A 26,206-nucleotide genomic window follows, 5' to 3' on the forward strand; every position below is an offset into this window, starting at 1 on the left:
ATCAGGATAAATCAATGGCGTTAGTCGTTGAGCCTAGCAACCCTCTGCAACTCTCGTTGTTTGAGTGGATAAATGGTCAGGTAACTGGCTGTTCAGAATCCCCCACTCTAGCCCGTAGGGTTTAGTGGGGGAGTATGTCAAACTGAAGCCAGTCGTTTATTTGCATCATTCGTCATGGTTGCGCCCCCCCTGCAATCCACCATCACTTGGGAAAAGCTACCCGATGACTTCGTGCTGCCCAATGATCCCGTGGACAACATCAACCAACCGGCTCTCGCTGCGGCACTCACCGAAAGCCTGCAACTCGCTCAACGCTTACCTGACACAGCCTTCACCGCCACCAATTACGGCATCTGTGCCACCTTAAATCAAAAATTTGTCGTCAAAGCCCCCGACTGGGTCTATGTCCCCGCCATCACCGTCCCGCGATCGGACGTGGTGCGCAGCTATACCCCCCATCTACAAGGTGCGATTCCGTCCATCGTGCTGGAATTTTTATCTGAAACCGAAGGCGGTGAATATTCCTCCAAAGCGAGTTATCCACCCGGAAAATTTTTCTTTTACGAGCAAATCGTCCAAGTCCCCAACTATGGCATTTTTGAGCCAGATTCGGGCCGATTAGAACTCCATCGCTTCGACGACCAAAAACGCTATAAATTGCAAACACCCAACCCAGAGGGCCGCTTCTGGATACCTGAAATGCAACTGTTTTTAGGGGTTTGGCAGGGGCTGCGCGAGGGTCGGGATGGGTATTGGTTGCGTTGGTGGGATCAGTCTGAAACGCTGCTCCTGTGGGGGACGGAGTGGGTAGACCAGGAACGCCAACGGACAGACCAAGAACGCCAGCGGGCGGAACAGGAACACCAGCGGGCGGAACAGGAACACCAGCGGGCGGAACGCTTGATGGCGCAACTCCGAGCGGCGGGGCTTGAACCGGAGTCTTAACAGAGATTTGTGGGTTCGCGAGGCTTTGCCCTGTGGCGGATCTTGACTGGATCGCATCCTGATTGTTGAGCGATCGCACCACAGACGGGATCAGGCGGTGAGACTGAGTGGATTGGGTTGTCATGTGAATTGCGGTCGTGCGCGCTTCTCGCTCACTGTTTTTCCCTCAACCCTGGTGTTACAAAACTTTATAATAAAGGAGTTGTTCTGTTACTCTCCCCTAATTGTGTCTATCCTCACTCCTGCTTCCCCTGTTGAGACCGTGCCTGGTCAATATTGGACTTGGCGCGACTATCAAATCTATGCCGTCAAAGCGGGGGACAATCCCGATCGCCCGCCGTTATTGCTCGTCCATGGTTTCGGTGCATCAACGGATCATTGGCGGCATAATATTGCCGAGTTGCAGGCTGATTTTGAAGTGTGGGCGATCGATCTATTGGGCTTTGGGCGATCGCAAAAACCCGCGATCGAATACAGTGGCGACCTCTGGCGGGATCAACTTCACGACTTCATCACCGATGTGATCGGTCGTCCTGTGGTTCTGGCGGGGAATTCCCTCGGCGGCTACAGTGCCCTCTGTGTTGCTGCCCAACGCCCAGAATCGGCCCGCGGCCTGATCCTGCTCAACTGCGCAGGCCCCTTCACCGCCCCGCCGGACACGATCAAACCGTCGGCGATTCAAACCGCGATCGGCAAAATCACCAAAACGGTGTTGCTCCAATCCTTTGCCAGCTTTTTTCTCTTCCAATACCTCCGCCGCCGCATCATCATCCGCAAAACCCTCGAAAAGGTCTATCTCGATAAAACCGCTGTGACGGATCAACTCGTGGAGGATATTTATCGCCCCTCCTGCGATCGCGGCGCGTTGGATGTCTTTCGCTCCGTTTTTAAATCCCCCCAAGGCGAAAAAAATGACGTGCTGCTCAGTCAGATGCACTGTCCCCTCCTGATGTTGTGGGGTGAGGGTGATCCTTGGATGCGGGTCAGTGAGCGATCGCCCAAATTCCGCGCCGCCTATGCCAACCCGGATCACTACACCGAGCATTACCTCAACGCGGGCCACTGTCCCCACGACGAAGCCCCCCACCAGGTCAACCCCCTGATCCGCGACTGGGTCAACGCCCTCTAACTTCCGGTGATGGCGAAGGGGGAGCGGCTTATGGGGTGGCTTGTTCGAGTTGAGCGATCGCCGTCTTTAGGATCGTGGCTGATTTTTCGAGGGCAGTTTGTTCAGTTTCCGTCAGTTGACAGTCCACCACCCGCTCCACTCCATTCGCCGACACCATGGCAGGCACACTTAAACAGACCCCATCAAGACCAAACTCGCCGTGGAGTTGCGTCGAAACGGTCATGATATGCTTTTCGCCTCGCAGCACAGCGGTCGCAATTTTCACCAACGCCATCCCAACCGCGAACCAGGTTGCGCCTTTATAGTCGATGATGTGGTAGGCCGAATCGCGCACCTGCTGTTCAATGTTCTGCTGTTCTGCGGGCCAATCGGAGGGTGTCCCGTCAAGCTGGCGAAAGTCAGCGATCGGCACTCCGGCGATATTGGTCATCGACCAAGCCGCAAACTCGGAATCGCCATGTTCACCCAAAATGTAGGCATGGATGTTGTGAATATCAACGCCGCAGCGTTCACTGAGGAAATACCGAAACCGCGCACTATCGAGTACCGTACCCGCCCCAAAGACGCGCCCTTTGGTCGTGCCGGCACTCGCGATCGCCACATGGGTCATAATATCCACCGGATTACTGACGATCAGCATCACCGCGTTGGAATTTTGCGCGACGATATCCCCGACAATACGGCGCATAATCGCGGCGTTGCGTTGGAGCAGATTCAGGCGACTTTCTCCCGGTCGTTGGGTTGTGCCTGCGGTGATCACGATTAAATTTGCATCGCCGTAGTCGCGCACCGTACCGGCTTGAATTGTTACGGCTGGAAAAAAAGGCTTCCCGTGGGCGAGGTCAAGCACCTGTCCTTGTAGGAGTTCTGTGTTGGTGTCAATGAGGGCGATCGTGTTCGCGAGGCCGGTTTGGGCCAGGGCATAGACAAAGGTGGAGCCGACAGCGCCAGCGCCGACAACGACAACTTTGCGTTGGGGAGATGAGGTCATGATGCTCGGTGAAGGGTGTGCTTCAGCTATCTTAACGAGGATTCCGGCAGGCTTGGGCACAGGGATTCATGACGATCGCTCACCTCCTTAAATCCTAAACAGAGACGCGATCGCTTAGGCTGTGGGATTTTCCGCCGCTAGCCATGCGGGGAGCGGCGCACATTGTTCGCGGTGGGCCCAGTGGTGGTAATCGTGGAGCAGATGGGAGAGAATGCGCTGTTTGATCCGACCGAGGACATTTTGAACCAGCCCTACCCCGGCTGTTTCGAGGACGGGAACCGGGGCGAGGAGGAAGAAGGGCGGCACATCCACGGACACCACCACATCGGCTCGTCCTTCGAGGTAGGTTTCGCCTTTGCGGTGAACGGGGATCAGCTTGCCTTTCAGTTCAAGACTAAAGCGATCGTTAATGTAGTCAATGCCGCGAATCTCACAATTGAGGGATCGAATGCTGACAATGCCGTAGCTATCTGATTTCACCTCTAGGATCACCGTGGGCTGAAAATGATACAGATTGAGGAGGTTGAGGGGATTGAGTTTGAGGCGGTAGCGATCGCCCCCTAGCACTTCCATCAGTTTCGGGTTGGCGATCGCATTCACCAAACGTTGTGGTTGTCGGAGATAGTGGTGAATCGGAATACTCTCTTCCCGGACATGGAGGGTGACCGGCTCAGACGCTGCACAACGGATTTTCATAAAGCAGGACTATTGATGAAGATTTAATCGTATTCCATTCATCCTACGTTACATTTAGTGATTAGTCGCAACAATTCCCCCCCACTCTCGCCATCAAGAGCCGCAAACTGAAGCCCAGCCCCTCATTCGGGCCCCGGCGCTGCCATCGGTGACAATAGCTCAATATGCTCTAGATATTGCCAACATTGCGCCGGAACCAGCAAATCCGGGTCTTGTTGCAATTCCGAGAGGTGAACCCAGCGAGCTTCTTTCGTCACGCCGTTTTCCTCAAAGGGAATCACCGCCTGTTGATACAGGGTCGGGTCGGTAAAGTCCGCCCGATAGAGTTGAATAATTTCATGGCCCGGTTTGCCTTCGTAGGTGAAAAGGCTTTCCACGCAGCCTAAATATTGGATATTACAGAGCGTGGCGTTAAGTTCTTCGGCAAACTCCCGCTCCAACGCCGCCGCACTGGTTTCGCCAAAATCCACACCACCCCCCAAGGCGCGGTAAAAATTCCGCCCCGCGATCGCATCATGGCCCACTGACAGGAAAATGCGATCGTGGTCTTGAATTAAGGCCAAGGCAATCACTCGGATTTTCGCTTTTTTACCCATGGGATTCTGTCTCACTTTTAACAACGCATTACACAAAACTAAAACTAATTGAACATTGCCGCGCTGGATTTTTCAACGGGCCAATCTTCATTTTCGCCCCCAAAAATTACTTGGCGAATGGCGATATAATCATTGCTTAAATGGGTGAGGGCATTGATTAGGATATCCAGGGCGATCGCATCACTCGTCCCCAAATCAAACCAGCAGCGGCCCCAGGTTTGTAAATATTCAAACTCCCCCATATTATGCATCGGTGCAATCATCGCCTGGGCCAGTTGCTCCTCGCTATAGTCCATATAGCTAATCTCAATGCCGCGATCGTTCACCTGTAAACTTTCGGCATTGAATGCCCCCAATTTTCCCAGATAAAACCACGAGTTAAATACTTCTTCCACATACTGTTGCTCTTGGGGGGTGGAGACGGTTTCAAACTCTAGCCAAATCCACAGATCAAAGGGATTAAATTCACGAAAAACAATATTCATCTCAGATCACACTCTCAATAGGGAAAAACCCTCACACAACGTCAATCCAGGAACCGGGGTCATGTTGGGGATGCTGTAATTCAGCCTCACCACAGGGGGGCCGTGAATGAATCGATCAGCCAAGCAGACACAGCCTTCAGCATGACCACGCCGTTGCTTATCTTGCCATGATTCTGGCCCACTCTGGGCGGTGAGTACGGTGCGATCGCCCTAGGGCTTGACCTTGCCAAAGCGGCGATCGCGGTCTTGATAGTTGAGCAGGGCTTGATGGAATGCCTCACGGTCAAAATCCGGCCAGGCCGTCTTCGTCACATAAATTTCAGCGTAGGCCATCTGCCAGAGCAGGAAATTACTAATCCGCATCTCGCCACTGGTGCGAATCAGCAAATCCGGATGACTCAACCCGGATGTGTAGAGATGCTGCTCAAACAGGGGTTCATCGATCGCATCGAGGCTCAGTTCACCCTGTTGGACTTTTTGCGCGATCGCCCGGCAGGCTTGGATAATTTCCTGTCGGCCACCGTAATTCGTCGCCACCGTAAACTCCACATCCTGATTCTGCCGGGTATCATCCATCGAGCGGGAAATTTCGAGTTGGAGCGATTTTGGGAGCGCCGTTAAATTTCCCACAAAGCGAATGCGGACATTTTCCGCCATCATTTCCGCCAACTCACGCCGCAAGACCTGCTCAAACAGCGTCATTAAAAAGTCCACCTCGTGCTCCGGTCGTCCCCAATTTTCCGTCGAAAACGCATAGGCCGTCAGAGCCGGAATCCCCCAATCTTTGCAACAGCGGAGCAAATCCCGCAGGGAATCCACACCCCGCCGATGGCCCATCACCCGTGGCATCCCCTGTTGTTTTGCCCATCGACCATTGCCATCCATGATGACCGCAACGTGTTGAGGAAGGCGATTCGGATCGAGATCGGGCGGTAAGGTTTCCAGCAGGGGACTTGACTTAACCATCATAAAAGTGTTGCAGCTTGGAGAATGGTCCGCACGATTCACACCAAAACGGACAGGTCAACTAGATTAAAACAATCAAAACTTGCGTTAAACGTTAAGCGCAATCAGCAGGACTTGCAATAAATCTTAAAATACACCGTTGATTATACCCTCTGCCTTTCTGCTTCTCTGCACCAATTTAGCCGGATCAAGACTGTTTTTTTGCCGGTTGGGTCGGCTGCCGATCGCAGCGATATCAAGGCGCTTGAGGACTGAATCTGCCTAGTACAGAGTCAAGACTTAATATTCAGATTGTATTGAATATCCAACGCTCAACGTGACGGTGCGTTACGCTTCGCTAACAGCACCCGACAAACAGCCTAATTCTTGGCATTGACGCTGCACTAGACTGCGCTGCGAATATCGCGGATTTGTTCTGGGTTGAGTGGACTGGAACTGCGAGCTTATTTAGAATCGGTGGTTGTGCCAAGCTTGAGCATCCGTTTCACCAGTTCCCAACTTTGGGCCCCCAATTGCCGCCCGATACGTCCCACGGCTTCGCGTTCCACGGTGGGCGAGAGTCGCTCTTTAAGGAGTTCGCGGAGTTTGCTACTGGTGAGGGGTCGATTCAGTTGGCGATGTTCGGCCAAGGAAATCGATCCCGTTTCTTCGGACACGACAATACAAACACAATTATCCACCCGTTCGGTGATCCCCATGGCGGCGCGGTGGCGCGTCCCCAGTTGCCGCGAGGCCACCCGTTCCGAGAGGGGCAAAATGATCCCGGCGGCCATGACACGGGAGCCGCGCACATGCACCGCGCCATCGTGGAGGAGGGTGCTGGTTTGGAAAATGGTTTGCAGAAGTTCCTTGGAGAGTTCGGCATTGAGGGCGACACCGGGAACGGAAAAAAACCGTTCATCGAGGGGTAGGCCGGTTTCGAGGATGATCAAGGCCCCGGTGCGGTTTTGGGAGAGTTCCTTAATGGCATCGACCATTTCATCGATGACGTTGTCGGGGCGGGAAATGGGGCGGGCGGAGGGTTTGAAGAGTTGGAAGATTTCGCCGCGGCCGAGACGTTCGAGGAATTGGCGAAATTCGGATTGGAAGACGACGGCCATGGCGACGGCGGAACCGAGGACGAGGCGTTCCAGGACAAAACTCAGGTGCCGGAGACCAAGGCGATCGCTCACCACCGCCGACAACATTAAAATCAGCAAACCCCGCACCATCCATAGGGTACGCCGCTCTCCAATGACCAATAAAACGGTATAGGTCAAGAGGAGAACTAGGGCGATATCAATGAATTCGCGGATTGAGAGCCAGGGCAGACTCACAGCGAAACCCAGCGGCGGCATGAGTGATGGTGGTGGGGGATCATTCCTATTATTAACGATTTAACCCACGCTCTCAGGGGGCGGGGGGGGAAGATTCTCATCTTGGCATCTTTATCCCCCCCTTGTTCTGTGGCATTTAGGGATTGAGGCGGGCGGGTAAGCGATCGCACCGGATCAGATCCTCGTAGGTTTCCCGCTCTAAAATCACCTCCGCCTCGCCCTGGTTGACCACCACGGCGGCCGGGCGGCCAATGCGGTTGTAGTTCGAGGCCATGCTGTAGTTGTAGGCTCCGGTGGAGGGCACAACCACCACATCCCCGGCGGCGGTGGGGGGCAGTTGGGCATCGTGGATCACCACGTCGCCGGATTCGCAATGTTTCCCGGCGACGGTGACGGTTTCCGTGGCGGCGGCGGACATCCGATTGGCGAGGACGATGCGATAGAGGGATTGATAGGTGATCGGGCGGGGGTTGTCGGACATGCCGCCATCAACAGCGATGTAGGTGCGGATGCCGGGGACGGTTTTGCAGGAACCGACGGTGTAGGCGGTGGCGCAGGCGTTGGCAATCAGCGATCGCCCCGGTTCACAGATTAAGCGCGGCAGGGGCAGATTGCGGGCTTCGCAGGCGGTTTGCACGGCGTTGGCAGCGGCTTGTACCCATTCGTCAATGGTCGGGGGATCATCGGATTCGGTGTAGCAAATCCCCAAACCGCCGCCAATATTGAGGGTGTCGATGGGGAGGCCAGCGGCGATCGCTTGCACCATCCAATCCACCAACACACCGCCCAAATCCTGATGGGGCTGCCGTTCAAAGATTTGTGACCCGATGTGGGCATGAAGACCCGTACAGCGCAATTGGGGGCGATCGCCAATCCAGGCAAACACCTCCGGCAATTGGGTCGGGTCAAAGCCAAATTTGCTATCAATGTGGCCCGTGCGGATGTATTCGTGGGTGTGGCATTCAATGCCGGGGGTGAGGCGCAAGAAGATCTGCGCTGGATGGGCTGGGGTCGCCAACTCCGCCAAATGCTCCAATTCCAACCAATTATCCACAATGATCGTGCAGCCCTGCTCGACCCCAAACCGCAATTCTGCGACGGATTTATTATTACCGTGGAAATAGATGCGATCGCTCGTCACCCCGGCCTGTAGCGTCGTTTGGAGTTCCCCCCCCGACACCACATCAAACCCTAAACCCTCACTGGCGACGATCGCACAGACCGCCAAGCAACTCCAGGCCTTCGACGCATAGATTACCTGCGATTCGCCGCCGTAATAGCGCCGGAACCCATCGCGGTACTGTTGGCAAGCAGTGCGCAATGTCTGCTCATCGAGGATGTAAAGGGGCGATCCGTAGGTGTTGACCAACTCCACAACATCACAACCCCCCAGGGTTAAATGATCCAACCCGTTGACCTGGGCGGTGAGGGGTAAGATCGCCTGATTCGGTGCGGTTTCTGGCGCGGGTAAATACTTCTGGCCCGTGGTGGGCGTGGATTCTGTCGCTAACATTTTCAATTTGGCGTAAGTATATCGGGACTAACCATCTAAAATAGTCAATCTCCCTAGTGTACAATCCCCCCTCGTGACTTTATCAAGCCTCCAGATCAAACCCCTCACCCCAGCCCAACTCAATGCCGTGGTTGAACTCGATCGCCATTGTTTAGGGGGGATGTGGAGTCTTGACGGCTACCAACGGGAACTGGAAAGCCCCAATAGTGAACTGCTCGTGATCACGCCGGAACGGGGGGCGATCGCCCCCCGGCCCCTCCTCGGCCTCGGCTGCTTTTGGGCCATTCTCGAAGAAGCCCACATCACCTTATTGATGATCCATCCCGACTATCAAGGCCAAGGGTTAGGGCAATGGCTCCTCGGGGTGCTCCTGGCCCAAGCCGTGGCCCGTGGCCTTGAGCGAGCCACCTTAGAAGTGCGCGAGGGGAATAGGAGTGCGATCGCTCTTTATCAAAAATTTGGCTTTCAAGCCATCGGGCGGCGACCGGGCTATTATGGCGCAACAGGTGAAGATGCGTTAATTTTTTGGCTCAATGGCTTGCATCAGCCGGGGTTTACTCTAGAATTAAGTGCTTGGCACTATCAACACCAGCATCGTTTAGCGCAACAGGGCTGGCAGGTTGATAGCCCCCTGCCTATTCATTCGTTGAAGATACCGTCGGGAGAAAACCAACCCAGAATTCACCCCCAAATCTGACCGGATTAAGCGCCCCAAATCAATTCCAGTCAACCGATCCCTGCAATGCAACAGGGATCAAAATCCCTGTGCTAGAATGAGCAGGCAACGGGCCAGCAACAGGTGATTAAAGAGCATTATGTTTGAACGCTTCACGGAAAAAGCTATTAAGGTGATCATGCTCGCCCAAGAAGAAGCGCGTCGCCTCGGACATAACTTCGTGGGGACAGAACAGATTCTTCTAGGGCTAATTGGCGAAGGCACAGGCGTTGCTGCCAAAGTGCTGAAATCCATGGGGGTCAACCTTAAGGATGCCAGAATTGAAGTTGAGAAGATCATTGGACGTGGGTCGGGGTTTGTCGCCGTCGAAATTCCCTTCACACCACGGGCCAAGCGCGTTCTGGAGCTTTCTCTTGAGGAAGCACGGCAGTTAGGTCACAACTACATCGGAACAGAGCACCTCCTCTTGGGGTTAATCCGCGAAGGAGAAGGGGTCGCCGCACGGGTCTTAGAAAACCTGGGGGTTGATCTCTCGAAAGTGCGGACGCAGGTGATTCGGATGTTGGGTGAAACGGCAGAAGTCTCTGCTGGGCCCGGCCAAAGCGGCCGGACTAAAACCCCGACCCTGGATGAGTTCGGCTCAAACCTCACCAACCTCGCCAAGGAAGGCAAACTCGACCCTGTTGTTGGTCGTCAAAAAGAAATTGAACGGGTGATCCAGATCCTGGGTCGCCGCACGAAAAACAACCCAGTGCTGATCGGGGAACCGGGGGTGGGTAAAACGGCGATCGCCGAAGGCCTCGCCCAACGCATTTCCAATCAAGATATCCCCGACATCCTCGAAGATAAGCGGGTCGTCACCCTCGACATTGGCTTACTCGTCGCCGGGACGAAATACCGGGGTGAGTTTGAGGAACGTCTCAAGAAAATCATGGACGAAATTCGTTCGGCGGGAAATGTCATCCTGGTAATCGATGAAGTTCATACCCTGATTGGGGCAGGGGCTGCCGAGGGCGCGATTGATGCGGCGAACATCCTGAAGCCAGCCTTGGCACGGGGTGAACTGCAATGTATCGGGGCTACGACCCTCGATGAATATCGCAAACATATCGAGCGGGATGCCGCCCTCGAACGGCGGTTCCAGCCGGTGATGGTGGGCGAACCGACGGTGGATGAAACCATTGAGATTCTCTTTGGCTTGCGGGAACGTTACGAACAGCACCACAAGCTCAAGATTCTCGACGAAGCCCTGGAAGCAGCGGCCAAGCTGTCCGATCGCTACATTTCCGATCGCTACTTGCCCGATAAGGCGATTGACTTGATCGACGAAGCCGGTTCGCGGGTGCGGTTGATGAATTCGCAACTGCCCCCGGCGGCGAAGGAACTCGATAAGGAACTGCGCCAAGTCCTGAAGCAAAAGGATGATGCGGTGCGATCGCAGGACTTCGACCAAGCTGGTGAATTGCGCGATCGGGAAATGGAAATCAAAGCCCAAATCCGCACCATCGCCGCCGCCAAAAAAGAGGAAAACTCCGGCGGTAGCGAAGAGGGGCCCTCTGTGGATTCGGAAGAAATCGCCCACATCGTCGCCTCCTGGACTGGTGTTCCGGTCAACAAACTGACGGAATCCGAATCCGAAAAACTGCTGCACATGGAGGACACCCTCCACCAGCGGCTCATCGGCCAAGAGGAAGCGGTTCGCGCCGTCTCCCGCGCTATCCGCCGCGCCCGTGTCGGTTTGAAAAATCCTAACCGACCGATCGCCAGCTTCATCTTCTCCGGCCCCACCGGGGTTGGTAAAACCGAACTCACCAAATCCCTCGCGGCCTATTTCTTCGGCTCCGAAGAAGCGATGATCCGCTTGGATATGTCGGAATACATGGAACGGCATACCGTTTCCAAGTTGATCGGCTCCCCACCGGGCTATGTGGGCTACAACGAAGGCGGCCAACTCACCGAAGCGGTGCGCCGTCGCCCCTACACCGTGGTGCTCTTTGACGAAATCGAAAAAGCACACCCCGATGTTTTCAACATGCTGCTGCAAATCTTGGAAGATGGTCGCTTGACCGATGCCAAGGGGCGCACGGTGGACTTCAAAAACACCCTGCTGATCATGACCTCTAACATCGGGTCTAAGGTGATCGAGAAAGGTGGCGGTGGTCTAGGGTTTGAACTCGAAGACGACCAAAACGAAGCGCAATACAATCGCATCCGCTCCTTGGTGAATGAAGAACTGAAGCAATATTTCCGTCCGGAGTTCCTGAACCGCCTGGATGAAATTATTGTCTTCCGTCAACTCAGCAAACCGGAAGTGAAGGAGATCGCCGATATCTTACTCGCTGAGGTCTTCAAGCGTCTGACGGAGAAAGAAATCAGCCTCGGTGTGACCGACAAGTTCAAAGAGCGTCTCGTTGAAGAAGGCTATAACCCAAGCTACGGGGCACGACCCTTACGCCGGGCGATTATGCGCCTTTTAGAAGATGTGCTCGCAGAAGAAATTCTGTCGGGTCGCCTCAAGGCTGGCGATGCTGCCCAAGTTGATGTTGATGACGAAAATAAGGTTGTGATTACGCAGCAAGATAGCCCCCGGATCTTGCTGGAGAAAAACTAACCCCCAATCTGTGCATCTAAAGCCAAAAAGGAGGTGAATTCACCTCCTTTTTTTGGTGGGGTTTAGGATTCGGGGGAGGTTTTGAGGGTGCGGACATAGCGTTCAAACCAGAGTCCGGCTAGGATGACCCCAATGCCACAGAGGAAAAAGACTAGGGCTTTGGCAACTAATCCGGTGTCGTACTCCACCATGCGCGAGAGAATCTGAAGCACGAGGAGGCTTAAGCCCCACCAAAAGCCTTCCCGTGCGCCCTGGCTGAGGGCCTCTCGAATGCAGGCGATCGCAATCAATAACAACAGACTGTTTAGCAATAATGGGGCCAGGATGGCAAAGGGGCCAAACTGATGGTGACTCCACAGCAACCCCCCCAGGATGAGTAAGAGTCCAGCGAAGGAACTGTCAGTCAGGGTGAGCCGCCACGGGCCGCCCCGTCGTTGTCCCAATTGCCACCAGAGGGCGATCGCGATCGCTCCAAACAGCAGGATCTGAATACTGCCGGCTGTCAATTCTAGGTCGGCTGGGGGGGCTGTGTTCCAATCACGACCATCCCACCACGAGTGAAACGAGGCGATATAGCTGTAAAGACTGACATAGGCGATCGCCAGTTTCGGCCCCAAGGCTCCCACCCGCGCCACGGTCATCGGTCGCCACGCCCATAGCAGGGCCGGAATCAGGCACACCGACGTGATTTGAAGCACCACCAGACCGATGCTATTCGTCCCCGCAACCTGCGCCAGATCACGGAATAAAATCAGTTGAAACATCGCAGCAGCGAAGATGGTCGCGAGGGTAAACAGCGATCGCGACTGACACCACTGCGCCAAGGGGAGATAGAGCGCGATCGCCACCAGGGGAAAATAGTCCAACAGCAGCAACCAAAAACGCGGCGTTTGAGGATCAGGATAAAACCAGAACGACCCCACCGCCGCCAGAATCATCGAAAGCATTCCCAACATCGTCAGGCGCAAACTGTAGGCCATCACCACAACCGCCCCGCTCCACACCAAAAACAGGGTTTGGACACTGCCCGTTTGGTGAAACATCTGGGAAAACAGCGCCAAATTCGCCCCCACCAAGAGGCCACCCAGTAACAATAACGCCTGACCTAGCCGTGATTGCCACCGTTGCGCCGCCCCCCGCCACAGATAAAACCCACCACTATTGACCCCGATAAACACCCCCATCAGCAGCATAATTTTGACCGGGCGAGACCAGGCTTGCCAATTGGCCGCCACTAAGGTGATCGCCGCCAAGCCGATTAAAATGCTGCCCAAACCGAGCAAAATCATCACAAACTGATTGCGAGTGGCGCGATCGAGGTGTTCAAATTGGTAGCGATCGCCCAACTGCCGATACAGTTCCGGTGAAATCAGACCCTCATCACGCCACTGCGTCGCCTCTTGGCGCAATTGATAGCGAAATTGATTAGAAGCCATAGTGTTTGAGTTGAGAGGAATTGATTCATTGTGGCCTGCATCATGAAGCGATTTCCCCCTACCCTGTGCCACTTTCTCGCCCCTCCAACCCATCGGCCCTGTAACTGAGTTGACCCGCATCAATCCGGCTCAGTTCATGCCTGACTCACCCCAACAATCGCAAATGGGATCAGCATCATAGCTCACGGATCGGCGGTCAGTTCTGCACAGTATTCAACGCTGCGGGAGTGGTATTTTGTTGCGTCACTTGGAGGAGAGATTCAGCCCCGGTGGGACTCACATCAATCACAAACTCGGTAAACTCGCCCACCTCAGAATTCACGGTAATATTGCCTTGATGGACGGAAACAAGGGTTTGATGGGCGAGAGACAGTCCTAAGCCAGTGCCCTCGCCGGTGGGTTTGGTGGTAAAAAAGGGGTCAAAAATTTTCTGATGATGCTCTGGGGGAATCCCCTCGCCATTATCCCAAATCCGAATCCAAACCCGCCCCTCGTTTGCGGATGTGCTGACTTTTAAATGGGGCAAGTAATCTGAATCATTACCCTGTTGACGTTTCCGCTCCATGGCTTCGAGGGCATTGGTCAAAATATTGATCAGGGCCTTACTAAAATCCTTGGCTACTAACAGCAATGGGGGCAATTCAGGAGCTAAGGAAATCTCTTTTTGTAGGGGCCATTGAGACTGTTTTGCCACCATAGTATGCTCAACTAATTCAATCGCATCATGGAGGATGATATTGAGATCCACTAATTCCGCTTGCCCGCCTCCTTCGCGAGTGTGACTGAGCATACTGTCCACAATGCGCTCAATCCGTTGACCATTGTGGCGAATGGTATCGACGCATTCTTTAAATTCCGACAGAATATCGTTAATGAGTGCTTGGGTGTCGTCTTCAAGTTCCACCTCTTCTAACTCTTCGGCCATTTCTTCGGTTAATTCTCCAGAGATGCGGGCGAAATTGTTGACAAAATTGAGGGGGTTTTGAATTTCGTGGGCAACACCAGCCGTGAGGGAACCGAGGGAGGCGAGGCGTTCTTGGGCGATGATTTGGTGTTGAGCGGTTTTCAGTTGCACGAGGGTCTGTTCGAGTTCGTGGTTTTTGTGGCGCAGTTCTTCGGTTCTGGCTTCGACTTTGAGTTCGAGGGTGCGGGCGTAGTCTTCAATTTGGCGATAGGACTGGAGGAGATATTCTAGCAGGGTGACCCCAAATTTGACGGTGGTGGCTCCGCCGAGGGCGAGCAAAACCGGGATCATCGGTATCCACCAACTGAGGAGAAAGGCTCCATAACTTGCTCCCACGATGACGGCGATCGCACCCGTAAATTGCAAGAGGGTGCGCAGGGTTGCCGGACGGGTTAAGCCCTCAACGGTGCGCCAGTGACTGACCCAAAATGTGCCAATGCCCGCGCCAAGAATAATCAGGATGATTTCGGCGAGTTCGGGAAGGGTGCGGATGGGCTGACGATCCCCCAAGGCGGCATCGATCAGAAAGTGGGTGGCGTTGGCGTGGATTTCCACCCCTGACATCAGGGTGCTGGGTTGGCGATAGGGAGTGGCTCTAAAGTCTTGCAAACTGGGGGCAACGGAGCCGATCAGGACGATGCGATCGCGAAATATCTTCGGATCAACCTCCCCCGCCAACACATCCACGAACGAGACCGATTCAAACCGCTCCGCTGGATGGCTATAGTTGAGCATCACCGGGTAGCCCCCCATATCCTCGCGTTGATACCCCCCGGCATTGGGTTCAAGGGGGGGGAGTGCAGCTTTGCCGAACAGAATTGTTTCACCATCTGGCGCGATAGTTGGCTCAATGTCCGCCGTTTTTTGTAGATATTTCTTCGCTAGGAGAAAACTAAACGAAAATCGAATCTCTCCATCTGAATTGTTGGCATAGAGCAAAACGCGGCGGACAGAATTGTCCATATCTATGGGTAAGTCGTTGAAGCCAACTTGGTCAGAGGGAAGATCTGGCGGTGGTGGAATGGTGCGTCCCTGCTGTGAGGCTCCGATCGTGGCAATTTTCGGGATAATTTTTTCAATACCGACCAGGTTGCGCGTGGATTGGAAAATAGCTTGGAGATTGTCAGAGCCTTCCCTCACGGATTGATCGCGATAGACATCTAACCCGATCAGCCGAGGTTGTCCGGCCTTGATGGTTGCTAACAGCTTGGCCATGGTGGCATCGGAAAAGGGCCAATTCAGCTTTTGAATATCGATTTCGTCAAATTCAACGATGATGATGCGTTCATCTTGGGGCAGAGGGGGGCGCGATCGCACCAGCCAGTCATAGGCCAAAAGTTCCCACAGTTCCAGCCCTCCCGCGAAACGAAGGAGAATCAAGGCCAGGGAGACTCCCCCCGTAATCGCTAAATTACGTCGGAGATGATCGATCTGCTTGAGGGGATTCAAGCACCGTGAACCGAAATGCAGCACAGATTTAAAACGTGATAGGCGTAAAAAATGGAGCGGCAACAGAGCCAATTGGACAGGATACCCGCGCAATTCCTTTCGACTTTAGCTCACCTATTGGTTAACGGGTAATGCGGTTGAGCAGAATTAGAGAGGAGACAATCCCGGCAAAGTGGGCGGCGATCGTGTTGGTGTTGGCTTGGATCACCAGTAGATCAATGGAGTTCACCAGTTTAGTGGGGTCGAGGTTTGCGATCGCCCCCGGTGGATTCGCCAACGACTTCGCCAAGACAATCCCCACGATCGCCTCCGCCCCGATAATCGTCAACAACATCCCCACCAAATTCACGATCAGCCCCAGACGAATGATGCTAATCGTATCGGCTCGGTTCGGGCGTTGGGCGGGGTTTTTCGTTTGCAAGAGGCGAGCGATCGTCATATACCGAAATGAAAAATAAATACTCACCGTCAGGGCAATCAACCCCCCCACCGCGCAAAACACCCCAAACTCCGTCCCCTGGGTATTCGTCGCCTCAGTCCGATTCAAAAAACTCGTACTCGAAAACAACACCGTCACCGTCGAAATCACCCCCAACACCAACTGCACCCAAAACCCAATTCGCCCAGCAAACTTCAAATCCGCTGAGACCTGCTGAACTTTCGCAGACAGGGGCGCAATCTGATTCGTCTTGTCATTCATAGGGGTGTCGTCAAAGAAGCTAATCCTTTCATTCTAAGATGGTGGCATATTCTGGGCAGGCTCCTCCACCAACTTTGCAACGGTGTTAGCGTCCGAGCATCCGCAGCAACAACCCCAGCCGCACGATGGCACTTCTAGAGAATAGTCTGCGTCGTTAAGCTGGCGTGAGCCCCTCGCCGCGATCGCCACCCGTGAAAGCCTTTTTCTCGCCTATGGAGAAAAGCAACGTTTAGAACAATTAGCCCCCCTGCGGATGGCGATGGCCGCCAATTACCTCGCCCTAGGAAATGGGGAACAGGCCAGCGAACTCTACCAACAAGCCTTTACCCTCGCTTGGGCTGCCCAGCAATACGCCTACGCGGGGGATGCCCTCGATGCCTTAGCCGCCCTTTACAGCGATTATGGTCAAATCGATGAGGCGATCAATCTCTATCAAGAGCGCATCAAAGCCGCCCAATATGCCTACGACCGCTACGCCGTCATGGAAACCTATGATCGCATCGCCCAATTGCACCGTCGCCAAGGCAACTATACCGCCGCCCTCAACGCCCTGCGATCGGGCCGAGAGGTGGCGTTAGAGTTGGGTCATCGGGAGGGCTATTTTGAGGAGGCCATGGAGTTAGTGATTCAGGAGCAATTTGAGGGAAATTAAGGGGGTGCATCTCACTTTTACATTTTACGACTGTTGAGCTAATACCAATGGTCTAAATGGGAACTACACATAAAGTGATTCAGGGAGAGGGCTTAAGCCCTTTGTTCTGTCGCTTGACTTGGGAGAATTGGTATTAGGTAAATATCGAACAACCTGTAATTTTGCCACACCATGCTGCCTAATCTTCTTTTGCTTCACTCCTGAAGGGCATTAGGATTATGCCTTGGAGCAATGCACCAACAAAGCCAGCAAGAGCAAATGTGACTAAACCATAGGGATAACGGATCGAAATGCCCGGTACAATTCTTGTGGATAACCACCCAAAAACAATATTGATGGCTAGGGTGGCGATTAAAAGAATCACGATACAGGGATATTCAAGGGATGGGGGTAAACTCTCCAAGAAAATTTTCATGTTAGGGATATGGGGAAATATACCCGCCCAACTGAGTTGAATTTGCTTGAGGATGGATGCCCAGACAGCCCACATGGTTTTGAAAATTCCATAGGTCACTGCTGCTAATAATGGAGTAATCATTAAACCACTGTGGGGAATGATGCTACCCAATGTGGCAATCATCCAAGGAATGAGCGGAAAGGTGATGATGCTCACCAATACGGTAAGGAGCGATCGCCTATTTACCGGCAGCGTTTTTAATGGTTCGCCAAACTCTTTTTGAGCCGCTTGAGGGAAATAAAAGACGATCAACGCCGTGGCAAAAAGCGTTAAAGGATCGGATATTTTTACGCCGGGCAGGAAGGATTGGGCTAACCACAGTAAACCCCAAATGATGCCATAACCGATCAAGTTTGTCACGAACCAGGTCAGCCAACTTTGCCCAAACTTTTGAAGTTTTGCCAGCCAGCCATGACTTGTATCAAGCAAATTTAACACCCGAAGGAGGACTAATTTAGGGAGAATTGGTAGTATCCCGGCGGTGATTACGGTTTGGATTGCCAAGATCACTAAACTCAAAAGGAGGATGGCGGGGAATGAAATTTGTAAGCCGGGTAAAATAAGGGTGGCGAGGGTGAAAGCGATCACCACCCAAGGTAGAGAAAATAGAAATAAGGCAAAGAAAAAGAATAAGTACATTGATTGAAGATTGAAGGGTTTAATAATGGATCTTTCTGGGTTTTCAACGTTTAAGGTGATCAGCTAAAGGGCATATCGAAAAAAAGAAAAAACTGAGCCCCCAGGGAAAAATGTGAGAGGTTAGAGGAGGAAGACTCAGGGAAAAAAGTTCATGGCAAAAGGATTTGATCGAATCAAGCGCCGCCGAAAAACCTCGAAACGTCAATGGACAGACTGATTGTACTCGATACACTCATCCCGTGGAATATCTTTGGGGAGTCCTTATTGATGCCAAGTATAAGTTCATTCGTGTTCATGCCGTGACGGATGCCTCGGTACATGACTCCCAGATGTTTGCCCATGTGTTAGATATCGACAATGAGTCGGATGAGATTTGGGCCGACAGTGCCTACGCCAGTGCGAAGCGGGAAGAGGTGTTAGGGATATTGGGGTACAAAAGTCATATTCATGAGCGAGGATACCGCAAGCATCCCTTGAGCGAGGCGCAAAAAGAGGCAAACCGGGAGAAATCGAAGACTCGTGTGCGGGTAGAGCATGTGTTTGGAGATTGGGTAATGCGGATGGGAGGGAAGCTGGTGCGCTACATTGGCATGGAGTGGGTGCGTGCTCACCAAGGACTGAAAGTCTTAACGTACAACCTCAATCGTTATGTGAGTTTGCAAAAGCAAGTGGTGAAAGTCTGTTCACGAAGTGTTCCGTAGGAAAGGGGGATTCTTGTGCCTAAAACCAGGAGATTAGGGAGCAAAGGATGGTGTGAAGAGAGAATAAGTCACGCGGATAGAACTGATTTACTTCTGAAAAAGGGTTTTGAGCGAGTACTTTGCAAACACAATCTTTTTTTCGAGGTGCCCTATTGAAAATTAAGGACTCGCTGTCGCTCGATTTGTTTGTTGGTGCAAATTCATCTCGCCACTAAAAGGCACGTCCGCCGTTACCTTCGGTCACTCTACTCGGACTCGCTTTATCGTGGGAGTCTTCTTTGCACATTTAAGATAATCTCCCGCTTCCATTCCGAAATCGTCAAACTCCCCCGCTGCACCGTCATCCCCTCCCGCCGGGCGATCGCCTGTCGCACATTCAGGATTAACTGCATCATCCCCAAGGGAAACGCCCCCGAACCCACCGCCGGATCAAGCACCTTGAGAGACGCGATCGCCTGCTTCAAACCCCGCACCTGCTGCGGCGAAATCAACTGATGCAAATCCCGATCCGAAATATCCGGGTCATAATTCACCAACGCTTGAGCCGTCTCCAACGAAACCCCCGACGCATCCGCCAAATATCGCGCCAACACCTCACCACACATAAACTGAACAATGCCACGGGGCGTGTAGAACGTCCCCGACTTGCCCCGCTCCTCCGCCACCAACATATTCTCAAACACCTTCCCCAACATCTCCGGATCAACCGCCACATCCTCATCCCCCGCCACATTTTCCGCGATCGTGAAGTTGTAACCATTGAAGAAACCGAGGATGCTCTCCGAATCGCCAGGGTCAAAAATGTGATTGGGCAACGTGATCAATTCCGGCGTAGCTTTCCCCGCCCCATCCCGAACCCCCTCACCATAATCGCGATCGAATAGACCACCATTTAGATAGGGAATGCGATCCCCCCTGCCCCCCTTACCCAAGGGGGGTGTTGGAAGTCCCCCTTTCCAAGGGGGATTTAGGGGGATCTTTCTCTGATCCATCGGCGTATTCAACATCTCGAAAAACAGCGGCTCCAAAATTTCGGCGTAGTAATCCGTCCCGTCAGCCTTGTATTGATTCACCCGGTACTGAGTTTTCAGAAATTGGCGATCGCCCGCCAAAAACTCCTTCTTCTGGAGAAAATACAAAAACATGATCCGCCCTAAAAGCCGTTGGGCAAACTGGTGGAGGCGATCAAGATCCTCAAAATAGGGGTCTGGGTTATAGTCTTGGATCACCTGCAAAACCCGCTCAAACAACCGCTTATATTGCTCGTAAAACCGCTTTGTGAGCTTCTCCACATCAAACGCATCACAGTGAGCCTTGTAGAGTGCCAGAGCCGATTTACCATGGACGGCGATCGCCTCCAAACGGTCTAAATCGTAGGCGGTGGGGTTTTGGCGATCGATCAACAACTTGCGGATACTCGCCCGCAAGGTCATTTTTTCATCAAAGGATTTGCGAGGATTCACCAGCATCAACTGGTTATAGTCTTTCGTCGCCAACAGCAAAAATTCCGAGGGGCGTTTGCCAAGCTGAGAGGCGATCGCCTTCATGCGCGTACTGGCCATTGATGCCGATTCCCACGCATTCGGCTCCAACTCGAACAACATAACCTGCAACCCACCCCGATCCTGATCGGCAATCAGAAAGGCTTGGGCGATCGCCTCCTGACTGCGAGCCGATAATTCCAACGTCTCAACCTCGATCGGTTCCGCCGCAGCGTTGTAGCCCAACTGCCGAAAGATTTTGGCAATCTTGTCCGGGCTTGTTAAATCGCGGAGGTCATCAACCTTGAGGATTCTCGGTGACATGATATTTCCCAAAGACAACAGGAGAAGAAGCGATCGACCTCTAATCGTGGGGCAGAGCGGTCTGAATCGTTGCTCAATCTGATTGATCAGTATATGTGATGCATATTAATTTTTTATCTGAAGTTAAATTAACTTTAGATAAATCGATTCTGTTTGAGGTGTGAAATACTCAATCCTGGAAAACAAGGGGCTTAAGCTTGCCTGTCTCGATCTGATTTAGGAATGGCGGCGATCGCTTAACGGGGAATGAGGGCGCGGATGGTGCAGCCCTGGCCCGGTTCACTGTGGATCTGAAACTGACCGCCGATCGCTTCGATGCGATCGCGCATACTCCGTAACCCGAAGCCTGTGGTGTTTTGGCGTTGATCAAACCCCTGGCCATTGTCTGCGATCGTCAGGCTGATCTGGCCCGGCGCGGCGGTGAGGGTGATCTGTACCTGGGCAGCGGCGCTGTAGCGGGTGATATTGGTGAGGGCTTCTTGGACGAGGCGATAGAGGGCGGTGCTGAGTTCCGGGGGAATGGTTTTGAGGGGGGCGATCGCCACATCTACCGGGATTTGGGTCGTTTGGGTGAAATTATCCGCCAACGCCTGCACGGCCTGGGGGAGCGATCGCCCCTGGAGCGGGCTTGTTTGCAGCGATGCCACCGACTGCCGCACATCCCGCAGCGCATCTTTGCCCAATTGTCGCGCCGCGCTGAGGTGGGTTTGGCCCTGTTCCGGGTCGCCTTGGCGGTACGAGAGCGCCGCATTTTCCAGTTGAATACTCTGGGCGGTGAGGGCATGGCCGACGGAATCGTGCATTTCGCGGGCGATGCGGCTTCGTTCTTGGAGCATGGCTTGGTTTTCAATGAGCAGAGCATAGCGACGCAGGCGAGTATTGGCCATCAGCAAGGCCTCGCGGCTTTCCCGTTCTGAGAGCACCGCCCCCACAAGGAGCATCACAAACAGCAACACCAAGCCATAGAGCAACGCTGCGTTAATCGTCAAACTGGTTAAAAATTGCTGTTGTTGCAGGGTATCGAGCGATCGCCCCAGCCTGTCCCCCCGGATCGCAAAATGTTGCACCCGTCGCCACAACAGCAGCACAAACCCCCCATAGGCGGCGATCGCCGTCACGATTCGCCCCCGCCAGGGAAACAACACACAGGCCCGCAACACCACCACCAACAGCAGCGCCGAAAACACCGTATTGCCCCGCCCCCCCAACGACACCGTTAACCAACTGAGGCTAAACCCTGCGATCGTGTAGAGAATCCGCACCGCCAGCGATCCCGTCGGCAAGCGCAACCCCAACCCCCCCAACACCACAATGCAGCCCAGCACCGCCCAAGGCAAGTCACGGGGCGGCGGCGGGCCCGGTCGCAGTCCTCCCCCACTGGGCATGAGCGGCGGCGGGTGGCGGATTGACAGGGCGGCGATAATGGCAATCCCTAATAAAATCCATTCCAAATACAGCAACAGCCGAAACGACCGTTCTTGAAAGCGATCGCCCATGGTGTGATCCCCCCTTGCATCATTCAAATTTAGTGTAATCCGTGGGTGCGATCGCCTCCCTCTCCCTCACCGCAATCCAGATCTCGCAAGCTTAGTCCCAAGTGATAAGATGAAAAGCATCTTGAACCCGATAAGTATTCATGGAGATCAAAGCTTTTAGCGAGCTTTTCCCCCTATTTAATACCGCCAGTCCCGAAACCCTCGAATGGTTGCTCTCCGTTGCCGTTAAGCACAGCTATCCCCGCGACCGGGCGGTCTTAATGGAAGATGCGTGGGGAAACGCAGTCTACTTCATTGTCTCCGGTTGGGTTAAAGTCCGCCGTTTGGCCGGTGAAGATGCGATCACCCTCGCCGTCATGGGCCGGGGGGACTTTTTTGGGGAAATGGCGATCCTTGATGAATCGCCCCGCTCTACCGATGTGGTTGCCCTCTGTCCCGTCGAACTCCTCAGCGTCTCCGCCCAACGCTTCATCCAAACCCTCTTTAAAGACCCCCAACTCCATCACCGGATGTTGCAACTGATGGTGCAACGTTTGCGCCACTCCAATATTCGCTTTCAACTGCGCAACCAACCCCCCGCGATCAAACTGGCGAAAATGCTAGTGATGCTCGCGGAAAACTACGGCCAACCCACGGCCAAAGGAACTGAAATCCTCCGGGTTCCCGATAGTGATCTGGCGCAAATTTCCGACACGACCGCCGATGAGGTGCGCCAAATCCTTGAAAAACTCCACAGTAAAAGCTGGGTGGAACTTGACGAGCAGCAGCGGAGTTTATGTATTGTGAATCTCAAACAGTTGAGCCATTTAGCGGGCCGGGTTTAGGGGCGATCGCACTCACCCCAATGGCGTTCACGCTCTGCATCACAACGCCCCCCTTGAAACCTTGTACAGTGGGACATGGGCGATGCTTGCGTCCGTTAGGCTGATGCCCACCCCTGCACAACGTTCCTTGAACTATGACGACACCTCAACAACCTGGAACCCAATTTTTAAGCCCTGCTGAATCTGCTGCCGTGGATGCGGCGCTATTATCAACGCCGGAAAAGTTTTTAACCCGGTTGACGATTTCATCTCTCCGACTGTTGGTGAAGATTGCGGCGGATTATGAAGTGGCGATCGCAGACCTCACCCCAGAGCAAATTATCACCTGGTTTGAACAGGACAGCAAAACCCGCCGCGAACAGGGAATCGACGCGGCGGTTTTGAAATGGTGAGCGACTGGAATCGTTAGAACTGGAAGCGGGTGCGAATCGTGGCGGCAATCACGTCATTGTTTGCGTCATTGTGGCCAGGGTTCGTCAACCAGATCACACCGGGCGTAATATCAATGCGATCATTGACGGCAAAGCGATAGAACGCTTCTAAATGATAGCCAATGTCCAAATCGCCGCTGCCCGATGCACTGCCCGCCACGGCCGCCGTCACAGCGGCATTACTGTCGAGGAGGCGGGGCTGTTGACCCACGACAAACCCTAAGAGATTTCCGTCACCGCCCACATCTTCAAGACCAACGGTAACGGCAAAGTTCCAGACATCAGCATTACCGACAGTATTGACAGTGGCTTTACTAAAACCAACCCAACCCCCGACAAACAGGGAGTCACTGGGTCGGATCAGGAGTTCTGCCCCGAAGTTATCAGCGGAAACAGTATGATTGGGGGAAATCAAGTTACTGGCAACGCTGCCGGTGCTGTGGCCGAGGCCTTGCCCGCTAAGGTTGTAGCTATTGAGGTAGACCAGGGCCGCAGAGACGCGATCGCTCGCATATTTTACCTGTCCGCCCAAGGCATAGGAACCATCAAAAATGCCCACCGTCGGGTTGTTGCCATCCCCCGTGGTATAACCTGCGGACACTTCAATCGCATCGGTGAGTTGATAGGACAGGCCCAAGCCTTGGTTCTGGCCGCCCACGCGCAAAATCGGGTTAAATTGCCCAAACCGAGAGATAGACCCACCGCCAGAAGAGTTGAAGGGGTTGATCGGTGACAGGAAATCATCCATGCCGGCGGAGTTGGCGAACACTTGCGCCGTTCCTTTTTCACCAATGGGGAAGCGGTAGGCGAGGGTGCTCACTTCCACGGCGTTGCTGGTGTTGGTTTGGAAGCCATAGCGGGTTTCGTAGGTGACACCGTCGCGGCCGTAGATGCCGCTCCAGTTGGTGACGTTGCCAGCTTGGAGACGAGTCCGGAGGCGATCGCGTCCCGTAAAGGAGGTATCTAAATTGAGGCGTACCCGATTTTGAAACACCGCATCGTTATCTGTGGCCAGTTCGGTAGTGCCATTGCCGTCGATGTCGTAGTCGTCAGACGCTGGAAAAATACCATTAACGGCAAAGAGGACTTCAGCGTTGAGTTTGGTGGTGGTGGAAAATTGGTGCTCTTCGAGAAACGCCACCCGGCCTTCAAGGTCATCCACCCGCGCACTAATCGTCGCTAATTCCGGCTCAAACTCTTGGATTAACCGTTGCATCACCTCTAGATCGGCACGGGTGGCCAATTCGGAGGTGGTTTCGGCGATAATCCGCTCAATTTGCTGCACACAGGCGTTTAAGCCGGCGGCAAATTCATAGCGACTCAGGGCACGATTGCCCCGGAATGAGCCGTCAGGATAGCCTTTGATGCAGTCGTAGCGGCGCACGAGGTCATCCAAGGCGGTATAGGCCCAATCGGTGGGGAACACATCCCGGAACTGAGAGGCATCGATGACCCCTTGACCCAAACTGTTGTTGATGTTTTCGGTGCTGTATTGGTTGATTTCTTGGAGGAGTTGATCCACGGAGGGTTGCGCGATCGCTGCATCGCTGCCCCCCGTTTCTAGCTCATCTAAGGTCGTGTCTGGGGTGGGGGCCTCAAAGTCCGGCATCGGGGCCAACTCTAAGGCATCCAAGGGCAGGATGTCCGGCTGCGATGGGGTGAGGGATTCCGTCGGAGGTGCGGGGGGGTCGGTCGGCTCGCTGGTGGTCGCGGCGGGAATCGTGGCGGGGACAATCCATTCAATCCCATCGATCGCACCATCATAATCCAGTTCATCCAAACTCTCGACCGTCTCCGCCTCCGGGGGTGCGGGGTTCAGACGGGCAGCAGGGATCGATGAGCTTGAGTCTTCAGATGGGGTGAAGGCTGGCGTTTCAACGGGGGCTATGACTTCAGGGGCTGCGAATTCTGCCGTGGTGATGGGGTCTGTGAATTCGGGTTCGACAAATTTGGGAGCCGCGACGGGTTCAGTAAATTCACTGTCTGTAAGTTCACTGTCTGTAAATTCAGCCTCAGTGAATTCAGTCTCTGTAAATTCTACCGACTCGGTGGGGGCTGGGCTGTAGGCTTGTAACCCCTCTGATTCAAAAGCGGAAACATTGCTAAACGTGACCGGTGCTGAATCCACCGCAACGGGCGTGGGGTCACGTAGATCGAGGTCTGGATTCGGTACGGGTGGGGTTGCGGCTTGCCAATCAGCGGGCGCGATCGCCACCTGATCTGAAGACTCAAGCTCATCGATGACCGGGTTGGGGGTGGCTGCGGCAGTCCCCTGATGGGTTACGAATGAGGCCGCCAGCACAAACGGAGCCGTTTGAAGGAGATGACCGACTAGTTTCGACATTGACTCACACCAAAAAGTTAAGAATTGCGTTTCGTACCCCTTGCTCTGTAAACGATTGCTGCGTTTAGGGAGATCAAGGCTGAAGCTAGGTTAACATATCTCCAAATTCTCGCGATCGCACCCCAATCACAACGGATTCCACACCACCATGGGACGTAACGCCAAACGCAAAAAACAACGCCAATCCAACCCGCCCCAGCCCCCCCAACCCGATCAGTTTGTCAATAACTTAGAACACCGTGGTTACCGTAAATTTTGGGTCTAAAGCCCCGTCCTTGTAGGACGGCTTTATATTGTGATTCATTAATGGTACATTCATATTAAGCGACCTAACAGAGTTGAAGTATGGGGTTCTAAGAGCAAGTCTTTTGGGTAAAACTTCGA

Annotated in this window: 22 protein-coding genes; 8 read left to right on the forward strand and 14 right to left on the reverse strand. The window is 53.7% G+C overall.

Translation table 11 applies throughout. From position 1 onward, the window contains the following. The first annotated feature begins 174 nt into the window (after nucleotides 1-174). Nucleotides 175-945, forward strand: coding sequence for a Uma2 family endonuclease (locus tag PN477_RS19975; protein ID WP_272115828.1), 771 nt, complete (start codon nucleotides 175-177; stop codon nucleotides 943-945). A 262-nt stretch (nucleotides 946-1,207) separates the two neighbouring features. After that, nucleotides 1,208-2,074: an alpha/beta fold hydrolase gene (locus tag PN477_RS19980; protein WP_272115829.1), complete on the forward strand. Its 867-nt coding sequence runs from the start codon at nucleotides 1,208-1,210 to the stop codon at nucleotides 2,072-2,074. A gap of 28 nt (nucleotides 2,075-2,102) precedes the next feature. Here PN477_RS19980 and PN477_RS19985 read toward each other — a convergent pair whose 3' ends face one another. The 7 genes from PN477_RS19985 to lysA form a co-directional block, all read right to left on the reverse strand. Further along, nucleotides 2,103-3,065 carry an L-lactate dehydrogenase gene (locus PN477_RS19985; RefSeq protein ID WP_272115830.1) on the reverse strand — a complete coding sequence of 321 codons (963 nt, stop codon included), beginning with the start codon at nucleotides 3,063-3,065 and terminating at the stop codon, nucleotides 2,103-2,105. A gap of 114 nt (nucleotides 3,066-3,179) precedes the next feature. Continuing rightward, a complete protein-coding gene (locus PN477_RS19990; RefSeq protein WP_272115831.1) occupies nucleotides 3,180-3,761 on the reverse strand; it encodes a DUF1997 domain-containing protein in 582 nt (193 codons plus the stop codon). A 122-nt stretch (nucleotides 3,762-3,883) separates the two neighbouring features. After that, on the reverse strand, nucleotides 3,884-4,357 hold the full coding sequence (locus PN477_RS19995) for an NUDIX hydrolase (protein ID WP_272115833.1): 474 nt from the start codon (nucleotides 4,355-4,357) through the stop codon (nucleotides 3,884-3,886). A 44-nt stretch (nucleotides 4,358-4,401) separates the two neighbouring features. Next, nucleotides 4,402-4,842 carry a DUF3531 family protein gene (locus PN477_RS20000; RefSeq protein WP_272115835.1) on the reverse strand — a complete coding sequence of 147 codons (441 nt, stop codon included), beginning with the start codon at nucleotides 4,840-4,842 and terminating at the stop codon, nucleotides 4,402-4,404. Nucleotides 4,843-5,052: 210 nt separating this feature from the next. Further along, nucleotides 5,053-5,808 (reverse strand): polyprenyl diphosphate synthase, encoded by a 756-nt coding sequence (gene uppS, locus PN477_RS20005; protein WP_417158869.1) that lies wholly within the window; start codon nucleotides 5,806-5,808, stop codon nucleotides 5,053-5,055. A 443-nt stretch (nucleotides 5,809-6,251) separates the two neighbouring features. Further along, nucleotides 6,252-7,145 (reverse strand): diadenylate cyclase CdaA, encoded by an 894-nt coding sequence (gene cdaA / locus PN477_RS20010; protein ID WP_272147578.1) that lies wholly within the window; start codon nucleotides 7,143-7,145, stop codon nucleotides 6,252-6,254. A gap of 115 nt (nucleotides 7,146-7,260) precedes the next feature. After that, nucleotides 7,261-8,637 (reverse strand): diaminopimelate decarboxylase, encoded by a 1,377-nt coding sequence (lysA, locus tag PN477_RS20015; protein WP_272115841.1) that lies wholly within the window; start codon nucleotides 8,635-8,637, stop codon nucleotides 7,261-7,263. Between the two features lie 73 nt (nucleotides 8,638-8,710). Between lysA and rimI the strand changes: the two genes are divergently transcribed. Together rimI and PN477_RS20025 are read left to right on the forward strand one after the other, a co-directional pair. After that, the gene (gene rimI / locus PN477_RS20020; protein WP_272115843.1) at nucleotides 8,711-9,334 is read left to right on the forward strand and encodes a ribosomal protein S18-alanine N-acetyltransferase; all 624 of its coding nucleotides are present in this window, start codon (nucleotides 8,711-8,713) and stop codon (nucleotides 9,332-9,334) included. Between the two features lie 118 nt (nucleotides 9,335-9,452). After that, the gene (locus tag PN477_RS20025; RefSeq protein WP_272115845.1) at nucleotides 9,453-11,924 is read left to right on the forward strand and encodes an ATP-dependent Clp protease ATP-binding subunit; all 2,472 of its coding nucleotides are present in this window, start codon (nucleotides 9,453-9,455) and stop codon (nucleotides 11,922-11,924) included. Nucleotides 11,925-11,986: 62 nt separating this feature from the next. On the opposite strand, the gene PN477_RS20030 is transcribed toward PN477_RS20025, so the two are convergent. From PN477_RS20030 to PN477_RS20040, 3 genes are all read right to left on the reverse strand, one after another. After that, nucleotides 11,987-13,360, reverse strand: a complete 1,374-nt coding sequence (locus PN477_RS20030) for a DUF2157 domain-containing protein (RefSeq protein WP_272115847.1) — start codon at nucleotides 13,358-13,360, stop codon at nucleotides 11,987-11,989. A gap of 196 nt (nucleotides 13,361-13,556) precedes the next feature. Next, nucleotides 13,557-15,704, reverse strand: a complete 2,148-nt coding sequence (locus PN477_RS20035; protein WP_272147580.1) for a CHASE2 domain-containing protein — start codon at nucleotides 15,702-15,704, stop codon at nucleotides 13,557-13,559. A 190-nt stretch (nucleotides 15,705-15,894) separates the two neighbouring features. Then, nucleotides 15,895-16,473, reverse strand: coding sequence for a DUF3611 family protein (locus tag PN477_RS20040; protein ID WP_072622848.1), 579 nt, complete (start codon nucleotides 16,471-16,473; stop codon nucleotides 15,895-15,897). 259 nt (nucleotides 16,474-16,732) lie between these two features. On the opposite strand from PN477_RS20040, the gene PN477_RS20045 reads away from it, so the two are divergent. Next, nucleotides 16,733-17,125 (forward strand): tetratricopeptide repeat protein, encoded by a 393-nt coding sequence (locus PN477_RS20045; protein WP_334310562.1) that lies wholly within the window; start codon nucleotides 16,733-16,735, stop codon nucleotides 17,123-17,125. A 178-nt stretch (nucleotides 17,126-17,303) separates the two neighbouring features. Here PN477_RS20045 and PN477_RS20050 read toward each other — a convergent pair whose 3' ends face one another. Further along, nucleotides 17,304-18,221, reverse strand: a complete 918-nt coding sequence (locus PN477_RS20050; protein ID WP_272115853.1) for a hypothetical protein — start codon at nucleotides 18,219-18,221, stop codon at nucleotides 17,304-17,306. A gap of 239 nt (nucleotides 18,222-18,460) precedes the next feature. Between PN477_RS20050 and PN477_RS20055 the strand changes: the two genes are divergently transcribed. After that, nucleotides 18,461-18,922, forward strand: coding sequence for a transposase (locus tag PN477_RS20055; RefSeq protein WP_272115854.1), 462 nt, complete (start codon nucleotides 18,461-18,463; stop codon nucleotides 18,920-18,922). Nucleotides 18,923-19,182: 260 nt separating this feature from the next. Here PN477_RS20055 and PN477_RS20060 read toward each other — a convergent pair whose 3' ends face one another. Next, nucleotides 19,183-20,727: a DNA methyltransferase family protein gene (locus tag PN477_RS20060; RefSeq protein WP_272115855.1), complete on the reverse strand. Its 1,545-nt coding sequence runs from the start codon at nucleotides 20,725-20,727 to the stop codon at nucleotides 19,183-19,185. Between the two features lie 236 nt (nucleotides 20,728-20,963). Next, entirely contained in the window at nucleotides 20,964-22,223 is a 1,260-nt protein-coding gene (locus PN477_RS20065; protein ID WP_272115857.1) for a sensor histidine kinase, read from the reverse strand. Nucleotides 22,224-22,363: 140 nt separating this feature from the next. Here PN477_RS20065 and PN477_RS20070 point away from each other — a divergent pair, with 140 nt between their 5' ends. Then, nucleotides 22,364-23,047 (forward strand): Crp/Fnr family transcriptional regulator, encoded by a 684-nt coding sequence (locus PN477_RS20070; RefSeq protein WP_072622829.1) that lies wholly within the window; start codon nucleotides 22,364-22,366, stop codon nucleotides 23,045-23,047. A gap of 134 nt (nucleotides 23,048-23,181) precedes the next feature. Continuing rightward, nucleotides 23,182-23,439, forward strand: a complete 258-nt coding sequence (locus PN477_RS20075; RefSeq protein WP_272115861.1) for a hypothetical protein — start codon at nucleotides 23,182-23,184, stop codon at nucleotides 23,437-23,439. A 13-nt stretch (nucleotides 23,440-23,452) separates the two neighbouring features. On the opposite strand, the gene PN477_RS20080 is transcribed toward PN477_RS20075, so the two are convergent. After that, nucleotides 23,453-25,822: an iron uptake porin gene (locus tag PN477_RS20080; RefSeq protein WP_272115863.1), complete on the reverse strand. Its 2,370-nt coding sequence runs from the start codon at nucleotides 25,820-25,822 to the stop codon at nucleotides 23,453-23,455. Between the last annotated feature and the right edge of the window lie 384 nt (nucleotides 25,823-26,206).

The sequence above is a fragment of the Spirulina subsalsa CS-330 genome (assembly GCF_028330765.1).
Taxonomy (GTDB): domain Bacteria; phylum Cyanobacteriota; class Cyanobacteriia; order Cyanobacteriales; family Spirulinaceae; genus Spirulina; species Spirulina subsalsa_A.